Genomic DNA, 17,320 nt, shown 5'->3' with positions numbered 1-17,320 from the left:
CTGCCCCTGCTTTAGCGCGTCACGTTGAGCCCGGCGAGCATCTCCTTCACCGCAGCCATCGCGGCCGACAGCTTGTCCTGGTCGCGCGAGCGCACCACCAGATGCGTATTCGGCTTCTGGTCCTCGTCGATGAAGGGATAGCTGCCGATGATGGTGTCCGGGTGCGCCTTGGCGATCTCGCGCAAGGGACCGCCGATGTCGCCCTCGCGCGCATTGGCGCGCACCGTCTCGGACAGCATCCGCACGCCCGATTTCAGCTTCGGCGCCACGATGTCCATCATCGCCTGCATGATCGAGGGCACGCCGGCCATGACGATGACGTTGCCGAGCTTGAAGCCCGGCGCCAGGATGGTCGCGCTCTGGATCAGCTCGGCGCCGTCGGGGATGCGCGCCATGCGCAGCCGCGCTTCGTTGAGCTCCTGCTCGCTCCAGCGCTCTCGGAAGCGCGCCACCACCTCGGGATGGTGGTCGATGCCGACGCCGAACGCCTTCGCGATCGCATCCGCGGTGATATCGTCATGGGTCGGACCGATGCCGCCGGTGGTGAACACATAGGTGTAGCGATGCCGCAGCGCGTCGAGCGCCGCGATGATGTCCGGCTCGTCGTCCGAGACCACCCGGACTTCCTTGAGGTCGATGCCGAGATTGGTGAGGTATTCGGCGATGAAGCCGATGTTCTTGTCCTTGGTCCGGCCGGACAGGATCTCGTCGCCGATGACCAGCAACCCCGCGGTGACGATCTCGCTCATGGTTTCTCCTCGCATCTGCCGTCTCTTTTGGCCCGCCACGGCGCCAATGTCATCCGGAACGTCGCAGTCTATGCCGCGGATTTGAGCACGACGCAGCCGGTTTTTCGGGCATGGCTTCAGCAACCCCCACGAAATGCCGCAGGAGAATGCATATCGCGCTGGCCCGGCCCTTGCTACCGTCATGCAGAGTCATGCAGTGTATGGCGAGGCTGGGACACACGGGCATCTATGGCAGTTGCGTTCGACGAAATGAACGAGCCGGGCGGCGAGGTCCGTCAGGCTTATCAGGAGCTGTCGCGGTGGCTGAAGGAAACGCCGCCGGAGGCGCTGGAGTATCGCCGCCACGAGGCGGAGCTGCTGTTCCGGCGAATCGGCATCACCTTCGCGGTCTATGGCGAGGCGGAGGCGCAGGAGCGGCTGATCCCGTTCGACGTCATTCCGCGCATCCTGTCGGGCAAGGAATGGGCGCTGCTGGAAAAGGGGCTGAAGCAGCGCGTCAAGGCGCTGAACATGTTCCTGCGCGACATCTATCACGGCCGCGACATCCTGCGCGCCAACGTCGTGCCGGATGACCTGATCTTTCAGAATCCCGTGTTCCGCCCGGAGATGAACGGGCAGGACGTGCCGCACGACGTCTACGTCCACATTGCCGGCATCGACATCGTCCGCGTCGACGCCAACGACTTCATCGTGCTCGAGGACAACGCGCGCACGCCGTCCGGCGTGTCCTACATGCTGGAAAACCGCGAGATCATGATGCGGCTGTTTCCGGACCTGTTCGCGCGCCACCGTGTCGCGCCGGTCGAGCGCTATCCGGACGAGTTGCTGTCGGCGCTGCGCTCGGTCGCGCCGCTCAGCGCCTCGGCCGAGCCGACGGTGGCGCTGATGACGCCCGGCATCTACAACTCCGCTTATTACGAGCACTCCTTTCTCGCCGACAAGCTCGGCATCGAGCTGGTCGAGGGCCGCGACCTCATCGTCAAGAACGATGAGGTGTTCATGCGCACCACCGAGGGGCTGAAGCGGGTCGACGTGATCTACCGCCGCGTCGACGACGACTTCCTCGACCCCCTCACCTTCCGCCCCGACTCGGCGCTCGGCGTGCCCGGCCTGATGTCGGCCTACGTCGCCGGCAACGTCACGCTCGCCAACGCGGTCGGCACCGGCATCGCCGACGACAAGGCGATCTACTCCTACATGCCGGACGTCGTGAAGTTCTATCTCGGCGAGGAGCCGATCCTGAAGAACGTGCAGACCTGGCGCTGCCGCGAGCCGCAGGATCTGTCCTACGTGCTCGACCATCTCGGCGAACTCGTGGTCAAGGAGGTGCACGGCTCGGGTGGCTACGGCATGCTGATCGGCCCGGCCGCCACCAAGGCGACCATCGAGGCGTTCCGCGACAAGCTGAAGCGTGAGCCGGAGGGCTTCATCGCCCAGCCGACCTTGGCGCTGTCGACCTGCCCGACCTGCGTCACGTCAGGGCTGGCGCCGCGCCATGTCGACCTGCGCCCGTTCGTGCTCACCGGACGCGACCACACCACCATCGTGCCGGGCGGCCTCACCCGCGTGGCACTGAAGGAAGGCTCGCTGGTGGTCAATTCCAGCCAGGGCGGCGGCACCAAGGACACATGGGTGCTGGATGAGTAAGCCTCGCCTCACAAACCTTCGATCCATACTTGCCTTTCCCGCCACCGAGGCGGGATCACTCCGCAGCTTGTAGATTGCCCATGCTGTCGCGCACCGCCGAAAACCTGTACTGGCTGGCTCGCTACGTCGAGCGCGCCGAGTATCTCGCCCGCACCATCGACGCCACCTTGCGCGTCACCGCCCTTCCCGCGGCCTATATCGGCAAGACCAACGAGTGGGAGTCGGCGCTGATGACCGCCGGCGTCAATGTCAGCTTCTACGAGCACTACTCCGAGGCCAACGAGCAGAACGTCGTCGAATATCTCTCGTTCAATCCGTCGAACCCGTCCTCGATCAAGAACTGCATCGAGGCCGCCCGTCTCAATGCCCGCTCGGTCCGCACGGCGCTGACCTCGGAGATGTGGGACACGCTCAACGGTTCCTGGATCGAGCTGCAGGAGGTGTGGAGCAAGGGCACCAAGACGCGCGAGGATCTCGCGCGCTTCCTGCGCTTCGTGCAGGAGACCTCGCTGCGCTTCGACGGCTCGGCCTACCGGACGATGTTGCGCAACGACGCCTACTGGTTCTCGCGGCTCGGCCTGCATCTGGAGCGCGCCGACAACACCGCGCGTATTCTCGACGTCAAATATCACGTGCTGCTGCCCGAGGACGAGCATGTCGGCGGCCCGCTGGACTATTATCAATGGACCTCGATCCTGCGTTCGGTGTCGGCGCTCACGGCCTATCACTGGGTCTATCGCGAGACGCTGAAGCCCTGGCTGATCGCGGACCTCTTGATCCTCAACGACACGCTGCCGCGCTCGCTGGCGAGCTGCTACGGCAACCTCGTCCGCAATCTCGACCAGATTGGCGTCGCCTATGGCCGCCAGGGGGCGGCGCAGCGCCATGCCCGCGGCGTCCGCAATCGGCTCGACCACTCCAACATGGACGACATCTTCCAGCGCGGCGTGCACGAGTTCATCCAGGAGTTCATCGCCGACAATTCGCGACTTGGAGAGATCATCACCAAGCAGTATCTGATCTGAGCGCCCGGAGCGCAGCGGAAACAGCGATGGGCGGCCGTCGGACTGTGTCTGCGAGACCACGTCCGGCGCCGGGCGCCCTCCCCTTCGCCCGAGGGGTCCTCCTTCCCCCTTTCAGGGAGAGGTGAAACGAGCTACCGCGGACAGCACATCTGACGAAGACTGGTCGACCGCCATGCGCCTGCGTATCTCCCATTCCACCACCTACCGCTACGAGCCAGCGGCGACCGGCGCCATCCAGATCATCCGCATGACGCCCGGCAGCAATGACGGCCAATATGTGGCGGAGTGGCAGATCGACGTGTCGACCGATGCCCGCCTCGACATGCATGAAGACGCATTCGGCAACGTCACCCATGTGATCACCCATGGCGCACTCGAGGACCTCACGATCACGGCCGAAGGCCTGGTCGAGACGCACGACACCGGCGGCGTGTTGAAGGGAGCGGACGAGCGCTTCCCGCCCAGCTTCTTCCTCCGGCAGACACCCCTCACGGCTGCCAATGCCGCCATGACCGCCGTCGTGCGCGATCTGCGCGCGGAATCGGACAGCGACGTGCTCGGTCTTCTGCACACCCTGATGGTGCAGGTCTACGAGCACATGACCTTCGACGAGGATCCGACCCACAGCGGCACCTCGGCGGCGGAAGCCTTCGTGCTGAAGCGCGGCGTCTGCCAGGACTATGCGCATATCTTCATCGCCTGCGCGCGCGCCGCCGGCATCCCCGCGCGTTTCGTGTCCGGCCACTTCCTGCGCTCTGATGGTGCAGTGCACCAAGAAGCCGGCCATGCCTGGGCGGAAGCCTATGTGCCGAATCTCGGCTGGGTCGGTTTCGACGCCGCCAACTGCATCTGCACCACCGACGCCCATGTCCGGGTCGCCATCGGGCTCGATTATCTCGGCGCCGCCCCGGTGCGCGGCACCCGCTATGGCGGCGGGACCGAGACGCTCACCGTGAAGGTGAAGGTCGAGCAGGTCGGCCGCGGCGGTCCGTCGCAATCGCAGTCGCAGCGCCAGTCCTGAATTCCGGAACCGCCGGTCTTCCCGTGGCCCGCATGAGCGGCTTGTCCGCCGAAGCCCGCAAGGGCGAAGGCGGAAGCGACATGCGGGTTCACCGAGACAGCGCGTGAGATCCCGGATGTCGCTCCGCTCATCCGGGCTACGGAAGTGCGGGGTTGGACGAAGGGGCGATTTTCGCTAGTAATTCGCGCAATGGCTCGAGGGGACTGAGATGACCTATTGCTGCGGAATTCTGGTGCGTGACGGCCTCGTCATGATCGCGGACACCCGAACCAACGCCGGTCTCGACAACGTCTCGACCTTCCGCAAGCTGCACATCTTCTCCAATCCGGGCGAGCGCATCGTGGCGGTCGCCAGCGCCGGCAATCTCGCCGTCAGCCAGTCCGTGCTCTCGACCTTGACCGAAGGGATGGAGGACCCCGAGACCGGCGAGGTCGAGACCCTGATGAACGCGCCGACGATGTTTCAGGCCGCACAGCGCATCGGCAAGGCGATCCGCATGGTGCACGCCACCGAAGGCCCGGCGCTGAAGGCCGAAGACATCTCGTTCGACGTCTCCTTCCTGTTCGGCGGCCAGATCAAGGGCTCGCGGATGCGGCTGTTCATGGTCTACACCGCCGGCAACTTCATCGAATGCACCACCGACACGCCCTATCTGCAGATCGGCGAGCACAAATACGGCAAGCCGGTGCTGGACCGCGCCATGCATTACGACGTCGAGCTCTACGAGGCGCTGAAGACGGGCCTGATCTCGATGGACTCGACGATGCGCTCCAATCTCGGCGTCGGCCTTCCGATCGACGTGCTGGTGGTGCGCGCGGAGGCCTGCGAGGCCGACCTCAACCACCGCATCGAGGCCGGCGAGCCCTATTTCCACGATCTCCGCTCGCGCTGGTCGGCGGCCCTGCGCGCGGCGCACAACAACATTCCAAGGCCGCCCTACAAGACTCAGAGCGAGTCGAAACACTGAAACTGCAGAACACTGCAAGACACGTGAACTGAAGGTGAGGAAACATGGCTGAAGCGGCAAAGAAGATCGCCCTGGTGACGGGCGCAGGCACGGGGGTCGGCCGCGCCGCATCGCTGGCGCTGATGAAGGGCGGCTTCACCGTGGTGCTGGTCGGCCGCCGCAAGGAGATGCTGGAGGAGACCGCGAAGCTCGGCGAGCCGGGCATGAGCCTGCCCGTCCCCGCCGACATGACCGATCCCGCCTCGATCGCGGCACTGTTCGACACCGTGAAGTCGACCTACGGCCGACTCGACGTGCTGTTCAACAACGCCGGCATGGGTGCGCCGCCGGTGCCGTTCGAGGACCTCACTTTGCAGCAGTGGCAGTCGGTGGTGGCGACCAACCTCACCGCGCCGTTCCTGTGCACGCAGCACGCCTTCCGCATCATGAAGGATCAGTCGCCGCGCGGCGGCCGCATCATCAACAACGGCTCGATCTCGGCGCATGCACCGCGACCGTTTTCCTCGCCCTACACCTCGACCAAGCACGCGATCACGGGTCTGACGAAAGCGTCGAATCTCGACGGCCGCGCCTATGACATCGCGGTCGGCCAGATCGACATCGGCAACGCCGAGACGCCGATGACTGAGCGCATGGTCGGCGGCGTACTGCAGCCCGACGGCCGCATGATGCCGGAGCCGCGCATGGACGTGAAGGCCGTCGGCGACGCCGTCGCCTACATGGCCTCGCTGCCGCTCGACGCCAACGTCCTGTTCATCACCGTGATGGCGACCAAGATGCCGTTCGTGGGACGGGGCTAGCTGTGGAGCCTCAGTTTGTAGGGTGGGCAAAGGCGCTGACGCGCTGTCTCGGCAAACGAGATAGCAATTGGCGCCGTGCCCACCGTCTGGCCGCTCATGATGCCGCTCAAGGGTGGGCACGCTGCCGCCCTTCGGGCGGCCGCTTTGCCCACCCTACGGCAGGGTGCCTCCACGACTCCTACTCCAACCGCTCCACCTTCCGCAGCTCGGGAAACAGCTTCATCCACAGAAGCGCGACCGCGATGGTGCCGACGCCGCCGAGGATAGCGGCGGGCATGGCGCCGAGCAGCGCGGCGGTGATGCCGCTCTCGAACTGGCCGAGCTGGTTGGAGGCGTTGATGAACAGGAAGTTCACCGCGCCGACGCGGCCGCGCATCTCGTTGGGCGTCGCGAGCTGCACCAACGAGAAGCGGATCACGACGCTGATGGTGTCGGCGGCACCGAGAATGGCGAGCGCAGCGACCGAGATCCACATCACATGCGAGACGGCGAACACGACCGTCGCCGCGCCGAACACGATCACCGCCTGGAACATGCGCAGGCCGACGCGCCGCCGGATGGTGTAGCGCGCCAGCACCGCCGTCATCGCCAGCGCGCCGACCGCGGGCGCGGCGCGCAGCACGCCGAGCCCGAACGGCCCGGCCTGAAGGACGTCGCGCGCATAGATCGGCAGCAAGGCCGTGACGCCGCCGAGCAGCACCGCGAACAGATCGAGCGAGATGGTGCCGAGAATCGCAGGATGGGCGCGGATGAAGCGGACGCCAGCGAACAGGTCGGCCTTGCTGCCGTCGATCCGCTCGACCGGAACGTCCTCCGGTACCTGCATCAGGCCGGTCAGCCCCATGCCGGCAATCCAGAACAGCATCATGATGCCATAGGGTAGACCCGGCGCGACCGCATAGGCGAAGCCGCCGATGGCGGGACCGGCGATGGTCGCGAGTTGCGCGGCCCCGCTCGACAGCGCGCTCGCCCGCTGCAGCGTGCCTGCCGGGGCGATCAGCGGCAGCAGCGCCGCGGTCGCGGGGCTCTCGAACGCCCCGGCAATGCCGAGCACGAAGATCGCAGCAAACAGTTCGAATTCGCCGAGCTGACCGGTGGTGGCGCCCCAGCACAGATAGAGCGCCGTCAGCGCCTCGACGAGCTGACAGAGCTGCACGACGCGCTTACGCTGGAATCGGTCGGCGGCGCTGCCGGCGACGAACACCAGCAGCGCCGTCGGCAGGAACTGGATCAGCCCGACCATGCCGAGATCGAAGGCACGCCCGGTGAGATCGTAGATCTGCCAACCGATCGCCACTGCGGCGATCTGGCTCGCAAAGCGCGACAGGCTGCGGGACGACAGGAAGAACAGGAACGCGCTTTGCTTCAAGAGATCGCGCGCGCCGATCGGGACGGTGGACGACATGGTGGCGCCTGCGTGACGCAGGCCCAACTGCTTGTCAATCGCAAGCCCCGCATGGCCGCACGGCATTGCGCGCGGCTGTTCCCTGCGCTCATAATGAAACGGGGTTCGGGGGATCTGATGCTGCAGCTGCAATCGGGATTCGGGATCGTCGCGCTGCTCGCGATCGCATGGGCGCTCGGCGAGAACCGGCGCGCGGTGTCGCTGAAGCAGGCCGCGCTTGGCCTCGTGGTCACGATCCTGACCGCGCTCGTCCTGCTCAAGGTCCCCGCGGTTGCCCGCGCCTTCGGCGCCATCAACGACGTCGTCGGCGCCATCTCGTCGGCCTCGCGGGCCGGCACCTCCTTCGTCTTCGGCTATGTCGGCGGCGGCGCCCTGCCCTTCGACCTCAAGGCGCCCGGCGCCGACTTCGTGCTCGCCTTCCAGGCGTTGCCGATCGTGCTGGTCATGAGCGTGCTGACCACGCTGCTGTTCTACTGGCGGGTGCTGCCGCCCTTGGTGCGCGGCATGGCCTGGCTCTTGGAGCGCACGCTCGGCGTCGGCGGCGCCGTCGGCCTGTCGACCGCCGCCAACGTGTTCCTCGGCATGGTGGAAGCGCCGCTGTTCATCCGGCCGTATCTGGCGCAGATGACACGCAGCGAATTGTTTCTCGTCATGACCGGCGGCATGGCCGGAATCGCCGGCACCGTGCTGGTGCTCTACGCCACGCTGCTTGCGCCGCTGATCCCCGATGCCGCCGCGCATTTCGTCATCGCCTCGGTGCTCGGCGCGCCGGCGTCGATCCTGATCAGCCTGATCATGGTGCCGGAGACGTCGAAGCAGCTCACCGGCGGCGCGCTCGGCGAGGAGACCCAGGCCACCTCGACGATGGACGCGATCGTCAAGGGCACCAGCGCCGGGCTCGAGCTGCTGATGAACATCGTCGCGCTGCTGCTGGTGCTGGTCGCGCTGGTGCATCTCGCCAACGCGATCCTGTCGCTGTTGCCCGCCATCGGCGGCGCCGACATCTCGCTGCAGCGGCTGCTCGGCCTCGTCATGGCGCCGGTGTGCTGGCTGATGGGCCTGCCGTGGTCAGAGGCCGTCACGGCCGGCAGCCTGATGGGCACCAAGACGGTCCTCAACGAGCTGATCGCCTATGTCGAGCTGGCGAAGCTCGATGCGACGGCGCTCGATCCGCGCGCGCGGCTGATCATGCTGTACGCGATGTGCGGCTTCGCCAACTTCGCCAGCCTCGGCATCATGATCGGTGGACTCGGTACGATGGCCCCGACACGGCGCGACGAGATCAACGCGCTCGGCCTCAAATCAATCGTCTCCGGCACCCTCACCACCTGCCTGATGGGTGCGATCGTCGGGCTGCTGACGTGAGCTGAGCTCGGTCGTCATCGGCAGCAGTTGCGGCACGATCCTCGCCATCACGAGCTGGGAGCCCTCCGCCGTGAGATGCGCATGATCGAACGACAGCGGGACGTCGCCGACCGTGAGCGGACAGCGGCCGTTCTCGCAGACCGCCGACAGGATCGAGATGTAGGACAGGCCTTCGCTCGTCGACAGCGCCGCCTGCATCGCCTGATCCAGCGCAAAGATATCGGACCGGACGAACGCAACGGGATCCGGCGACATGCCGCGCAAGGTGGCGCGCGCCAGCATCGAGGGCAGCCGCGCCCGGAATTGCACGGAGGGACCGAGCAGCACCACCGCAATGCCGGCCTCGCTGAGACGCGCCAGCGTCAGCCTGAGATCGCGCACCATACCGGCAAAGCGCGGCGGGCGGGCGTTCTCGAGCCAGTCCGCCGACATCACCACGAGATCGGGCCGCGCCGTCACGAAATAGTCGCGCATCTGGCTTGCCAGGGCGCGGCAGGCCGCGATCCCCTGCGTCTCCGCGCTGAAGGTCGGCATGCAGGTCGGCTGGCTCGCCTGCATGACGTTGACGGCCTGCGGATCGATGCTCGCGGCGAGGCCGTGATAGTAGTGGGCCGCAAAGCTGTCGCCCCACAGCAGCACATTGATCTTGCCGCTCACCGGACGGAGACAATCCCCGGGCACGCGCCCGTCCGGCGTCGTGAAGCAGGTGCCGTAGCGATAGACCGGCTTCATGTCGTAGGCGTTGTAGGCGTCCAGCCGCTGCGCCGCGCGGTCGGCGTCCGACACGGCGCTAGCGCGTAGCAGGCCGACGCCGCTGCCGGCCAGCAGCAGCAGGCTCGCCAGCGCCGCAAGACCGAAGGTCGCGCGCGGGGTCGCGGCGAGCTGGCGATTGCGGAACGGTTGCTCGATGAAGCGCCAGGACAACGTGGCGACCGCGACCGTGAGGGCAAACAACGCCACCCGCTCCCAGCCGTCGAGCGCCAGGCCGGGCTTGGCGAAGCGCGCGAAGGCGAACAGCGGCCAGTGCCACAGATACAGCGAATATGAGATGCGGCCGACGAACGCCGCTACGCCGAGCGGTGACAACGGGCTACGCGGCACATTGGCAACGCCGACGCCGCTCCACAGGAACAGCGCCGCGCCAAGGCATGGCGCGAGCGCGTCGACGCCGGGAAAGCCCGGTCCGGGGCGCAACGCCAGAATCGGCACCGCCATCAGCAGCAGCGACAGCGCGCGGGCGCCGCGCTGGGCGAGACCCGGCCGCGGTGCGGGAAGTCCGGAAATCGCGACCAGGCCGCCGAGCAGGAATTCCCAGGCGCGCGGTGGGCTGAGGAAGAACGCACTCGCGGACGCGCCGCCTCGCATCAGCAGCAGACCGAGCGCGAACGAACCAACAGCCAGCAGCGCCAGCGTGACCGGCAGCGCCAGCCGTCGCCCGCGCGCTATCAGCAACACGGCCCAGACCACGACGGGCAGTACCAGATAGAACTGCTCCTCGACGGCGAGCGACCAAGTGTGCAGCAGCGGCTTCTCGACCGCGGCGTGGTCGAAATAGCCGGACTGCTGCCAGAAGAAGATGTTCGAGGTGAAGGTGACGACGGCGGCCGCGGAACGGAAGAACTCGGCGCGCTCGGAGCCCAGCATGTCCTGCGACGCCGGGATCGCCGCGAACGCCACCATGGCGTAGAGCGCCGGCAGCAGCCGCCGCACCCGCCGCTCGTAGAATTGCGCGAACGAAAAGCGGCCCGCCGCCATCTCCGCGGCAATGAAGCCGGTGATCAGGTAGCCGGAGATGACGAAGAAGATGTCGACGCCGACGAAGCCGCCGAAGATCGCCGGCGCCTCGAAATGGAATGCGACAACGGAGAGCACCGCGATGGCGCGCAGCCAGTCGATGTCCTCGCGATGGGCGGCACCTGAAGCCGAACCGGCGCCCGCGTTGGCGATGCGAGGCTGCACCGATGCGCGCGTGCGAGGCGCGCGCGGGATCGTGGGAGCGAACTGGACGACGAAGCGCGGCAACGGGACGGGTACGCCTTTACGCAAGCCCGCGGCGAACACCTCTTACGGATTCGTCGCCGGCCCATCCGTCCCAGTGACGCGAGACCGGATGTCAACACACACGCGCGATGGGACCGCTGTCCATCGCACGCAAATGTTTCCATCCATTTCTGTCGGCTTTACGTCGACAGTTCGACGGTTTTGAAGTCGGCCGGCAGGATCACTTCCAGCAGCTCGACGTCGTCGGAATAGTCGAGGATCATGTGCCGGATCTTCGGCGGCTGGGTCCAGCAACTGCCCTCCTGCATCAGCGTCTCGCCGACGCCTTCGAGGTAGCTCTTCACCCAGCCCTTGAGCACATAGACCATCTGGAAGTCGACCGCATGGGTGTGCAGCTTGGAGACTTCCTGCGGATTGCACGGCGGCAGCATGCGGATGACATGCGCGCGCGCCAAACCGTGCGTCGCGTCGGCGATGCCGAGGTCGCGGTAAACAGCATAGGCGCGCAGGCCGTCGGCCTTGAAGTCCTCCTCGCGGTGATGGCTGATGGCGACCTTCTGTTTGCGCCGGCGCGGCGCCGGCGCTGGTCGCCCCTTGCTCGCGAGCGCCTTGCGCGCCGAGGGCGCAGCCGCCCTACCCGGCTTGGCAGGCGCCGCGGAGGCGGTCTTCGCCGTCGGCTTTGTTTTTGCGGTTTTTCGCGGCGCGGCTTTCGCGGCGGCGCGTGATGCTGATTTGGCGGTGCGGCTCTTCTTGGCCATGGCGCTCTCCCTGCGTGTCCTCGCACGCGAGGATAGCACAACCTGCCGCTTTGCGGTTCGACCGATCGACGACCTCAACAGGGCCGAGGCAGCGCTTAACCCGGATGAGCGAAACGACATCCGGGGACTCACGCGCGTCCGCGTTGAACCCGGATATCGCTTCGCTCATCCGGGCTACGCGTCAGCCTCAATGCAGCCGGAAGATGCCGTCGACGGCGCGCAGCTCGGCCGGCTTGATCAGCTTGGAATGCGCCACCGTGACCGAGTACAAGGGGCCCTCGATCTTCTCCTGCCAGAACGCCAGGAAGTCCTGCAGCGCGGGGAATTTCGGAAACAGGTCGTAGTTCTGCCAGACATAGGTCTGCAGCAGCGAGCGGTGATCCGGCATCCGATACAGGATCTGCGCCGTCGTCAGCCCGTAACCCAGCACCTGTTTCCGAAAGTCCTCGGAAACCTCAACCTTCGACACCATGCCAACCTCCGTTTCTGGAGCGCATGTCCGTGTGGCCAACCGGGATCGAGCCACCCGGCAAAGATGCGCTCACTGCCAAGAAATGTGACGCATGTCCTCAACCCATCTCAAGCTTAAATGTTTAACGACATGTTGAAAAATGCTGCATTAGCAGCCACTTAGCCCAGGTGCTAATACGGGGTTTCATGGTTCGTTCCGCTCCCGTTAACGCTATCGGAACGCTTTGGCAGAGCCCGCAGTTGACTGCTAATTTTTCTGCTACAAGCCCTTGTCCGGCTGAATGCTCTCCCCTAAATCCAGCCCACGTGCTGGCACTCGCCGGCACCGACTGCCAAAATTCCAGAAACTGACAATCGCCTCAATAGCTTAGGAGGACTGTATGGCTTTCCGTCCGCTTCACGACCGCGTCGTGGTCAAGCGCATCGACGCCGAAGAGAAGACCGCTGGCGGCATCATCATCCCCGACTCGGCCAAGGAGAAGCCCTCGCAGGGTGAAGTGATCGCGGTGGGCCCGGGCGCCCGCGACGAGAGCGGCAAGCTGGTCCCGCTCGACGTCCAGGTCGGTGATCGCGTGTTGTTCGGCAAGTGGTCGGGCACCGAGGTCAAGATCGACGGCCAGGAGCTGCTGATCATGAAGGAAAGCGACATCATGGGCGTGCTCACCGACACCGCGTCGAAGAAGAAGGCCGCCTAAGCCCAACCCGCTCAACGCTCACCCTGAGGAGCGCCTGCGGGCGCCCTGCCCAGGGTGAGACGACCAATTCAACTCAGGGAAACCCAATATGTCAGCAAAAGACGTTAAGTTCGGCGTCGACGCCCGCGATCGCATGCTGCGCGGCGTGGACATCCTCGCCAATGCCGTCAAGGTCACGCTCGGCCCGAAGGGCCGCAACGTCGTCCTCGACAAGTCGTTCGGCGCTCCCCGCATCACCAAGGACGGCGTCACCGTCGCCAAGGAGATCGAGCTCGACGACAAGTTCGAGAACATGGGCGCGCAGATGGTGCGCGAAGTCGCCTCCAAGTCCGCTGATGCGGCCGGCGACGGCACCACCACCGCGACCGTGCTGGCCCAGGCCATCGTGCGCGAAGGCGCCAAGGCGGTTGCCGCCGGCATGAACCCGATGGATCTGAAGCGCGGCATCGACCTCGCGGTCGAAGCGGTCGTCGCCGATCTCGTCAAGAACTCCAAGAAGGTCACGTCGAACGACGAGATCGCCCAGGTCGGCACCATCTCCGCCAACGGCGACGCCGAGATCGGCAAGTTCCTCGCCGACGCCATGAAGAAGGTCGGCAACGAGGGTGTCATCACCGTCGAGGAAGCCAAGTCGCTAGAGACCGAGCTCGACGTCGTCGAGGGCATGCAGTTCGACCGCGGCTACATCTCGCCCTACTTCGTCACCAACGCCGACAAGATGCGCGTCGAGATGGATGACGCCTACATCCTGATCAACGAGAAGAAGCTCTCCTCGCTGAACGAGCTGCTGCCGCTGCTCGAGGCCGTGGTGCAGACCGGCAAGCCGCTGGTCATCGTCGCCGAGGACGTCGAGGGCGAGGCGCTGGCCACCCTGGTCGTCAACCGCCTGCGTGGCGGCCTGAAGGTCGCGGCCGTCAAGGCTCCGGGCTTCGGCGATCGCCGCAAGGCCATGCTGCAGGACATCGCGATCCTGACCGGTGGCCAGGCGATCTCGGAAGATCTCGGCATCAAGCTCGAGAACGTCACGCTCGCCATGCTCGGTCGCGCCAAGAAGGTGATGATCGACAAGGAGAACACCACGATCGTCAACGGCGCCGGCAAGAAGGCCGACATCGAGGCGCGCGTTCAGCAGATCAAGGCGCAGATCGAGGAGACCACCTCGGACTACGACCGTGAGAAGCTGCAGGAGCGTCTGGCCAAGCTCGCCGGCGGCGTCGCGGTGATCCGCGTCGGCGGCGCGACCGAGATCGAGGTCAAGGAGCGCAAGGATCGCGTGGATGACGCGATGCATGCGACCCGCGCGGCTGTCGAGGAAGGCATCCTGCCGGGCGGCGGCGTCGCCCTGCTCCGGGCTTCCGAGCAGCTCAAGGGCCTGCGCACCAAGAACGACGACCAGAAGACCGGCATCGAGATCGTCCGCAAGGCGCTCTCCGCCCCGGCCCGCCAGATCGCGATCAACGCGGGCGAGGACGGCTCGGTGATCGTCGGCAAGATCTTGGAGAAGGACCAGTACGCCTACGGCTTCGACAGCCAGACCGGCGAGTACGGCAACCTGGTCTCCAAGGGCATCATCGACCCGACCAAGGTGGTTCGCGCCGCGATCCAGAACGCCGCCTCCGTGGCTGCGCTGCTGATCACGACCGAAGCCATGGTCGCCGAGCTGCCGAAGAAGAACGCCGGCGGCCCCGCAATGCCTCCGGGCGGCGGCATGGGCGGCATGGACTTCTAAGGTCCAGCCTCCTCAAGAGATACGAAGGGCGCGGCGAAAGCCGCGCCCTTTTTGTTTCGCCGGGGCCCGAATGTCGCCGGGGCTCATGCGGGCTTCGTCGCTAAACTCCTGTCTGCCGTCATTCCGGGGCGTTCAAGCGCTAGATGGCGAAGCCATTTTGGAGCAGCGCGAATGAGCCCGGAATCCATAGCCCGAGCGGTGATTGGTCGAAGACAGACGCCACAAGCACCTCGCACCACGCGACGGCCTGTGGCTATGGATTCCGGGCTCGCGCTACGCGCGCCCCGGAGTGACGAACGGAGAGCGCGCGCCTTGTGCGACGCGCCCCCTCACCTGCTCCGCCGATACATCACGTCCGTCCGCAGCACGTATTTGCGCCCCTTCGTCACGGGATCGCCGCGATGCATGATCGGGTGATGGAACAGCAGCGCCATGCCTTTCTTCGGAATGATCCGGAACGGACCATCCGGCATCAGGCCGGTGTCGTCGCAGAACGACGTCGTGCCACCTTCGAAATCATCGTTCAGATAGATCATGAAGGTGAACTGGCTGCGCTCGCCATCGTCACGCTCGAAATGGCCGTCGCGATGCCATTCGAACTTCTGTCCGACATCATAGCGATACAGCCGCAGCCGCTCGTTCAGCCCGACCGGCTGCCAGCGATGCTGGAACGACGGTGCGAGATGGCCGGCGAGCCGCTGATAGAGCCCTTGCGCGCGCTCGGTATCGTCGACGATGACGCGATCGTTGTTGCGATAGTCCTTGACGCTGCGCGGCGCGAACAACGTCGCCTCCTCGAAGCCCATCTGCTCGCCCAAGCGGATGTAGTCCTCGCACTCGGCAGTGGAGAAGAAGTTCGCAATCGTCTCGATATTGTCGGCGTGCCAGGTCATCTCGGTCATGATCGTGTCTCCGTCATCGTTGCGCAATCGCGTAGCCCGGATGAGCAAAGGCCGGCGCCTTGCGGGCGCAGGCCGGAGCGACATCCGGGGTCTCACGAACTGCACGTGCGGACTCGCATGTCGCTTGCGCTCATGCGAGCTACGAGGGCGCGCTCAATCCTTGAACGGATCGAACTCGCCCTCGCCCGCCATCACCACGGCGAACGGCCGCAGCGTATGCACCACCCTCACCGAGCCGGCGTGCTCGGCCAGCACCTCGGGCAAACGACGATAAGCCATCGGGCTCTCGTCGAGATCGGCGCCGATCAGGGTGACGCCGCGGCCCTGCAGCCAGGCGTCCATCTCGTCGCGCGTGAAGCGCCGCTTGGCCTCCCTGCGCCCGAACAGCCGCCCGGCGCCGTGCACCGTGGAGTACAGCGAGGCCTTGGCCTCCTCCGACTCCACACCCTCGATGATGACCGCGTCGTCGCCCATCGAGCCGCCGACAAAGCCGCGCTGACCCGGAAAGGCCGGCGTCGCGCCCTTGCGCACCACCCACAGGTCACGCCCGTCATGGGTCTCACGCCAGGCATAGTTGTGGTGGTTGTGCACGCTGTCGGTGACCGCACCGCCGATGATCCGGCGCACGCGCTCGGTCACCCACTCGCGTCCCGCATAGGCGTAGCGCCCGGCGAGCTGCATCGCGGCGATGTAGCGCTGCCCAACCTCCGAGTCCTCGTCGACCACGGCGGGCGGCACGTTCATGCCGTCCTTGCCGCCGGCCGCCTTGAGGTAGCGCGTCGCCGAGGTGTGGCCGAGCCCACGGCTGCCGAAATGCACGCCGATCCAGACAAAGCCGGCCTCGTCGCGCATCAGGTCGACATAGTGGTTGCCCGACCCGACCGTGCCGAGCTGCCCGACCGCCTTCTGCCGGTACGCGTCCATGTCGGAGCAGCGCCACGCATCGGCGTCGTCGAACAGCTCATGCTCGACCCGCTCGGCGTTCTTGCGGCCGACGCCGAACGAGATCACCCTGGCGACATCCTTTGTGATGGTGCCGACCTTGTCCTCGATCGCGCTGAACTGCGTGTCGAGCCGGACCGCCATGTTGCCGCAACCGATGTCGAAGCCGACCCCGGAGATGCTGATCTGCTTCTCATAGGCGATCACGCCGCCGACCGGCTGGGCATAGCCGAGATGACCGTCGGCGCAGATCACCCCGGCCACTGCATTGCCGACCGCCATGCAGCTCCTCATCTGCGCGATGGTCGCATCCTCGTGACGGCCAAACACCTTCAGCGGGCTGTTCTGATACTGCGCGGCCTGTGGCCGGCTCGCGACCGTGTCGCCCAGCGCCGTGGCCTCGCGCGCCAGCTGCTCCTGGCGCGCGGCGTCGCGGAACGTGCACCACAGCGGCATCGACCGCTGCCCGGGCCGCTCGACCCGTGCATCCGGATCAAGCCCGGCCTCGATCGCCAATTGTCTCGCGCGCTCCTGATAGGGATCGGCTCGCATGTGATCCTCCTCACTCGTTCATGCATGACCCTGCCGCGCCGGCGTGGCGCTGCAATGGTCGGGACTTGCACGGCGTGACGCCGCGCAAGTCCGGTGGTGCAAACAGAGAGACGGATCTGATCGGAGTGTCCCGGATGGGACATCAGCCTGGCGGATCGTCTCTCTGGCGTTCAAGACAGAGGGACGATCCCGCTGCCTCGCTACGCTGCTAGTTGATTGTGACGGGACAGCGCGCTCCCCGCGGAGACTGCCGGCACGCACAGGACGCAATCACGGCGCCGCAGTTGCGGC

At 66.0% G+C, this 17,320-nt stretch carries 15 protein-coding genes; 8 read left to right on the top strand and 7 right to left on the bottom strand.

All coding sequences use genetic code 11. From position 1 onward, the window contains the following. Positions 1 to 11 precede the first annotated feature (11 nt). A complete protein-coding gene (locus QX135_RS09605) occupies positions 12 to 749 on the bottom strand; it encodes a competence/damage-inducible protein A (protein ID WP_315759531.1) in 738 nt (245 codons plus the stop codon). A gap of 228 nt (positions 750 to 977) precedes the next feature. Here QX135_RS09605 and QX135_RS09600 point away from each other — a divergent pair, with 228 nt between their 5' ends. The 5 genes from QX135_RS09600 (at position 978) to QX135_RS09580 (ending at position 6,209) form a co-directional block, all read left to right on the top strand. After that, positions 978 to 2,396 (top strand): circularly permuted type 2 ATP-grasp protein, encoded by a 1,419-nt coding sequence (locus QX135_RS09600; protein WP_315737454.1) that lies wholly within the window; start codon positions 978 to 980, stop codon positions 2,394 to 2,396. A gap of 80 nt (positions 2,397 to 2,476) precedes the next feature. Continuing rightward, complete coding sequence (locus tag QX135_RS09595) at positions 2,477 to 3,421, top strand: alpha-E domain-containing protein (protein ID WP_315737453.1); 945 nt, start codon at positions 2,477 to 2,479, stop codon at positions 3,419 to 3,421. A gap of 172 nt (positions 3,422 to 3,593) precedes the next feature. Continuing rightward, positions 3,594 to 4,442, top strand: a complete 849-nt coding sequence (locus QX135_RS09590) for a transglutaminase family protein (RefSeq protein ID WP_316176555.1) — start codon at positions 3,594 to 3,596, stop codon at positions 4,440 to 4,442. A gap of 208 nt (positions 4,443 to 4,650) precedes the next feature. Beyond that, positions 4,651 to 5,409 (top strand): peptidase, encoded by a 759-nt coding sequence (locus tag QX135_RS09585; RefSeq protein ID WP_284419127.1) that lies wholly within the window; start codon positions 4,651 to 4,653, stop codon positions 5,407 to 5,409. Positions 5,410 to 5,453: 44 nt separating this feature from the next. After that, the gene (locus QX135_RS09580) at positions 5,454 to 6,209 is read left to right on the top strand and encodes an SDR family oxidoreductase (protein WP_315737451.1); all 756 of its coding nucleotides are present in this window, start codon (positions 5,454 to 5,456) and stop codon (positions 6,207 to 6,209) included. Between the two features lie 178 nt (positions 6,210 to 6,387). Here the strand turns inward: QX135_RS09580 and QX135_RS09575 are convergent, their stop codons facing one another. Further along, a complete protein-coding gene (locus QX135_RS09575; protein ID WP_316176556.1) occupies positions 6,388 to 7,614 on the bottom strand; it encodes an MFS transporter in 1,227 nt (408 codons plus the stop codon). Between the two features lie 117 nt (positions 7,615 to 7,731). Between QX135_RS09575 and QX135_RS09570 the strand changes: the two genes are divergently transcribed. Next, positions 7,732 to 8,979, top strand: coding sequence for a NupC/NupG family nucleoside CNT transporter (locus QX135_RS09570; RefSeq protein WP_315737449.1), 1,248 nt, complete (start codon positions 7,732 to 7,734; stop codon positions 8,977 to 8,979). Here QX135_RS09570 and QX135_RS09565 read toward each other — a convergent pair. The 3 genes from QX135_RS09565 to QX135_RS09555 form a co-directional block, all read right to left on the bottom strand. Further along, positions 8,917 to 10,938 (bottom strand): acyltransferase family protein, encoded by a 2,022-nt coding sequence (locus tag QX135_RS09565; protein ID WP_316176557.1) that lies wholly within the window; start codon positions 10,936 to 10,938, stop codon positions 8,917 to 8,919. The two genes, QX135_RS09570 and QX135_RS09565, sit on opposite strands and share 63 nt — an antisense overlap. Positions 10,939 to 11,159: 221 nt before the next feature. After that, complete coding sequence (locus QX135_RS09560; protein ID WP_316176558.1) at positions 11,160 to 11,738, bottom strand: cupin domain-containing protein; 579 nt, start codon at positions 11,736 to 11,738, stop codon at positions 11,160 to 11,162. 187 nt (positions 11,739 to 11,925) lie between these two features. Continuing rightward, positions 11,926 to 12,210 (bottom strand): usg protein, encoded by a 285-nt coding sequence (locus tag QX135_RS09555; protein ID WP_315776727.1) that lies wholly within the window; start codon positions 12,208 to 12,210, stop codon positions 11,926 to 11,928. A 379-nt stretch (positions 12,211 to 12,589) separates the two neighbouring features. Here QX135_RS09555 and groES point away from each other — a divergent pair, with 379 nt between their 5' ends. Both groES and groL read left to right on the top strand, forming a co-directional pair. Then, positions 12,590 to 12,904, top strand: coding sequence for a co-chaperone GroES (gene groES / locus QX135_RS09550; RefSeq protein ID WP_008966485.1), 315 nt, complete (start codon positions 12,590 to 12,592; stop codon positions 12,902 to 12,904). A gap of 88 nt (positions 12,905 to 12,992) precedes the next feature. Beyond that, positions 12,993 to 14,633: a chaperonin GroEL gene (groL, locus tag QX135_RS09545; RefSeq protein WP_316162982.1), complete on the top strand. Its 1,641-nt coding sequence runs from the start codon at positions 12,993 to 12,995 to the stop codon at positions 14,631 to 14,633. Between the two features lie 329 nt (positions 14,634 to 14,962). On the opposite strand, the gene QX135_RS09540 is transcribed toward groL, so the two are convergent. Next, positions 14,963 to 15,535: a 2OG-Fe(II) oxygenase gene (locus tag QX135_RS09540; protein ID WP_316162983.1), complete on the bottom strand. Its 573-nt coding sequence runs from the start codon at positions 15,533 to 15,535 to the stop codon at positions 14,963 to 14,965. Between the two features lie 153 nt (positions 15,536 to 15,688). Further along, a complete protein-coding gene (locus QX135_RS09535) occupies positions 15,689 to 17,029 on the bottom strand; it encodes an RtcB family protein (protein WP_316162984.1) in 1,341 nt (446 codons plus the stop codon). Between the last annotated feature and the right edge of the window lie 291 nt (positions 17,030 to 17,320).

The organism is Bradyrhizobium sp. SZCCHNR1098 (assembly GCF_032489375.1).
Taxonomy (GTDB): domain Bacteria; phylum Pseudomonadota; class Alphaproteobacteria; order Rhizobiales; family Xanthobacteraceae; genus Bradyrhizobium.
This window is presented reverse-complemented; position numbering and strand designations above follow the sequence as displayed.